This is a genomic window from Longimicrobiales bacterium, from assembly GCA_035764935.1.
Taxonomy (GTDB): Bacteria; Gemmatimonadota; Gemmatimonadetes; order Longimicrobiales; family RSA9; genus DASTYK01.
In genome coordinates, this window is sequence record DASTYK010000035.1 from 1 (window position 1) to 3922 (window position 3922).

At 68.9% G+C, this 3922-nt stretch carries 5 protein-coding genes; all 5 read right to left on the reverse strand.

The window, feature by feature from the left end:
* On the reverse strand, positions 1-341 hold a 341-nt coding region (gene tsaE, locus VFU06_02745; GenBank protein HEU5208307.1), incomplete at its 3' end, for a tRNA (adenosine(37)-N6)-threonylcarbamoyltransferase complex ATPase subunit type 1 TsaE.
* A 93-nt stretch (positions 342-434) separates the two neighbouring features.
* Positions 435-866 carry a type II toxin-antitoxin system VapC family toxin gene (locus VFU06_02750; GenBank protein ID HEU5208308.1) on the reverse strand — a complete coding sequence of 144 codons (432 nt, stop codon included), beginning with the start codon at positions 864-866 and terminating at the stop codon, positions 435-437.
* The gene (locus tag VFU06_02755; protein HEU5208309.1) at positions 863-1090 is read right to left on the reverse strand and encodes a hypothetical protein; all 228 of its coding nucleotides are present in this window, start codon (positions 1088-1090) and stop codon (positions 863-865) included. The genes VFU06_02750 and VFU06_02755 overlap by 4 nt, the downstream gene beginning before the upstream one ends.
* Before the next feature lie 101 nt (positions 1091-1191).
* Entirely contained in the window at positions 1192-2697 is a 1506-nt protein-coding gene (locus VFU06_02760) for a serine hydrolase (protein ID HEU5208310.1), read from the reverse strand.
* Positions 2698-3922, reverse strand: a 1225-nt coding sequence (locus VFU06_02765; protein HEU5208311.1) for a serine hydrolase domain-containing protein, incomplete at its 5' end; no start/stop codon positions are given.

The following is a 3922-nucleotide window of genomic DNA, read 5'->3' on the forward strand; positions in this document are numbered from 1 at the left end:
TCCGGCCATTCCAGCAGCGTGATCTCCTCGCCGTCGCTCAGCTCCTCCCAGCCGAGCTCCCACACGTCCTCGGGGTCGTTCAGCCGGTAGAGGTCGAGGTGCGCGACGGTGCGGCCGGAGGCGGTCTGGTAGCGGAACACCAGGTTGAAGGTGGGCGACGGCATGGCGGCGTCGACACCCGCCCCGCGCGCGATCGCGCGGGCCAGCACCGACTTCCCCGCCCCGAGCTCACCGTGCAGGGCAATGACGACACCGCGCGGCAGCGCCGCGAGCTCGCGGCCGATCGCCGCGCCCAGCTCCGTCAGCTCCCGCTCCGTCAGTGCGCCGAAAGCCCGTTCCATGGGAGGATAGTAACGCGGGTCCGGCCTGCGGACGAGGCGCAGCAGCCAGGCCTGGCGTACGTGCGGCAGTCCCGGCGCGGCAGCCTGGGCCGCTTACTCCAGCAGATCGAGATTGAAGTCGTCGATGGCGACGACCCCGCCAACCCGTCCAGATGTGCGCAGGTACCTGCGATCCCCCGTAACCAGCAACGCTCCACGCTCCAGGGCAACGGCGTGGTACAGGGTGTCGAACAGGTGCTGCCCCAGGTCGATGGAAAGCCGCACGGCCGTCGTATAAACACCGAGGTCGCCCGCTTCCGGCAGATTCAGCGTGTACAGGTCCTCGGCATCGACCTCTGCGGTCTGCGGCGACACGCGGGCCAGTACGCCCGTGACTTCGGCCAGCCAGTGCGGCGGCTGGACGATCGGGACGTGGCCCGTCGCGGCAAGCAGCCACACGTCCTCCGCACGTTCGGCCGCGCCGTCAGACTGCCCGGATGTCAGCGCTTCGACGATGACACTCGCGTCGAGTACAACGGCTCTCACTGACGCAGCCGTTCACGCGCCTGCTGGATCGCGCGGGCAGACACGCGCGGGCGCGTGCGCCGCCGCAGCCGGTCGGCCGCGACCTCACGCTGCGTGCGCAGTCGTTCCTCTTCCACTGCGCGACGCATCAGGTCGGCGATTATCGCGCTCTTGTTCCTGCCGGCGAACGCCTCATTGAACGCGTCCCGCACATCATCCGGCACACTGAAGTTGACCGTTGCCACGACGCCCCTTTGTTGAACTCTTCAACAATCATGTCGGGAGTGTCGGGGCGGGTCAATGGCCGGATGGGACCGTCAGCCAGCCTGTGGCTACGCTGCTGCCGCTACCTCCCCGTGTCCACCCTCCGGAAGAGCACGCCGAACATCCGGACACCGGTCACGTTGCCGAGCCCGTCCGGATCGAACACCAGCGCGTAGTTGGCGCCGCCGCCGCTCGCCCGGAACGCCTCGTGGGACTGGTGCGCGAGCGCGACCTCGGGGCCGTCATTGACGCGCACGCGCAGCGCATCACCGTCCAGGCGGACGCGCAGCTCGGCATAGCCGGGGTGCACGTACGTGCCCGCATAGGCCGCCAGCGGCAATGACGCCGGCACCGGTGTCGCTGCAGATGCGACGTCGCGGCGCGGCTCCTCCGCCTCGAGGAACGCCTGCACGTCGGTGCTCCAGTCGCGCTCCACCGTGCCGCGCGCGAGATCGAATGCGCGGTACATCAGGGCGTGGCGCAGCTCTGCATGGTCCCGGTTCACCAGCACGACGACGCCGAAGCGGTGGCGCGGCAGCAGCCCGACGATCGCGCTCAGGCCGTTGATGCTGCCGGTGTGCATCCAGACGATGTCGCCGTCGAAGTCGTGCACGAACCAGCCGAGCGCGTACATCAGCGCATACGGCTTGACCAGCTCCAGCGACGAATAGATCGAGAGCGGCGCGCGCACTTCCGGCGTCACGATCTCGCGGAACGTTTCGGGCTGGATCAGCGGCCGCCCGTTCACACGCGCGCTGTCCAGCATGAAGCGCATCCACTTGGACATGTCGCTCACGCTCGACCAGACCGAGCCGACCGACGCGACGTTGTCGACGCTGCGCTGCGGCACCACGAACACGCTGTCGCCACGCATGCCGTGCGGTGCGACGACATTCGGCTTCTGCAGGATGTCGGCGTCCAGCGGCTCGGTCTCGTTCATCCCGAGCGGCACGAAGATCCGCTCGCGCACGAACTCGTGCCACGGCCGACCCGAGATGCGCTCCACCAGCTCGCCCGCCAGCGCGTACACCACGTTCTGGTAGTTCCACTGCGTGCGGAACGACGCGACGGGCTCCACGTGCTCCAGCCGCGGGATCATCTCGTCCAGCGAGTAGCCGGCCGCACCCCAGTAGAAGTCGGTGCCCGGCAGCCCGGTCCGGTGCGTGAGCAGGTCCCGGACGGTCAGCTCGCGCGTCGCGTAGGGGTCGTACAGCCGCAGCTCCGGGATGTGCTCGATCACGCGATCGTCCCACTCGAGCTTGCCCTCGTCGATCAGCATCGCGAGGGCCGCGGTGGTCATCGCCTTGGTGGTCGAGCCGATCGCGAACCGCGTGTGCTCGTCGACGCGCGCATCGCGCCCGACCTCGCGCACACCGTAGCCGCGCGCAAAGATCATGGAATCGCCATGCACCAGCGCGATCGCCAGGCCCGGCACGTTCCAGTCGCGCACTGCGCGCGCCACGTACTGGTCGAACGCCTCGAGCTCGGCCGGCCCGGGACCACGATCCTGCGCATGCGCCGACCCGCTGGCCGCCAGCAGCAGCACAGCGACCGCGAGAAACGAGCGCCTTGCACCAGACTGAACCATCTAGAACCTCCACCCCAGCAGATTCCACATATTGAGCGACCACATGAAGACCAGGCTGGTCGCGATCACGACCGAGTAGGTGATGCGCGCGCCGCGCGTGCCGGCGCCGCTGCGCCAGTGACGCACGGCGACGACGATCGCGGCGATCGTCAGCAGCCCCGCGATCACGGGCAGCGCGAGCGCGAGCTGCAGGTCGGTGAACGGCGGCGAGAGCAGCGCCCAGAAATCGGAGGCGAGCACGCCGAGTGCGACCAGGAATGCGACGTCGAGCACCGCGATCCCGACGATCAGCGAGCGCCCGCGCAGTTCGTCCTCCGGGCGCACGTGCCCCCAGCGCTTCCGGAAGAAGCGACGTACGGCTGCGATGATCGTCGCGACGAAGATCACCGCGCAAAGGATGAGCAGCACCTGGTGCAGCGTCGGCGACTGGAACCACGACAGCCGCTCCAGCACCATCATGGGCGCCGAGCCGATGAACGCGTGGGTGACGGCGCCGTCCTCGTCCTCCTCGAACGCCAGCAGCTCGTGCCCCAGCTCCTCGCGGTACAGCAGCGGGCCGACCGGCACCATCCGCATCGGCTCACCCAGCAGCCCCACGACCAGCGCACCCTCCTCGTCCGCACTGACCTTGACACCGCCCATCAGCCCGGCGGCCTTCTGCCACGTCGTGTACGACATCCGGTTGAACTGGTACGTGCCCGCAACGCGCGAGGCCTGCTCCCGGTGCTCGTCGGTCAGCACCACCGGAGGCGGCGTCGACGGATAGTAGTGATCGAGGAACGCCTGCATGAACGCGCTGAAGCTGACCTCGCCGCCGGTGTCCGTGTTGTAGGAGACGAACACGCCCACGCCGTCCTCGGGGATCAGCGCGAGGTCCGAGTGGAACCACTGCGTGTCGCCGCCGTGTCCGATGATGCGCACACCATGGCTCGAGCTCTCGTAGAAGCCCAGCGCCCACCCCGGCAGGCGCGCGTCGTGCTCGAAGCCGCGGGTGTGCATCAGCTCCGCGGTCTCCGCGCCGAGGATGCGCTGCCCATTCAGCTCGCCGCCGTTCAGGTGCGCGAGCATGAACTTCGCCATGTCGCTCGCGCTCGAGCTGATCGAGCCCGCGGGCGCAGCGCCCGTGATGATCTCGAACGGCTCCTCCTCGAACGTGCCACCCGACCACTCGTAGCCCTGCGACATGTCCGCCACGAGCTGCGCGGGCAGCGGCTGGCGCGTGGTC

What these genes read in the sequence shown, in the direction of transcription:
- VFU06_02760 (HEU5208310.1), bottom strand. Translation starts at nt 2,697, where the DNA reads ATGGTTCAGTCTGGTGCAAGGCGCTCGTTTCTCGCGGTCGCTGTGCTG.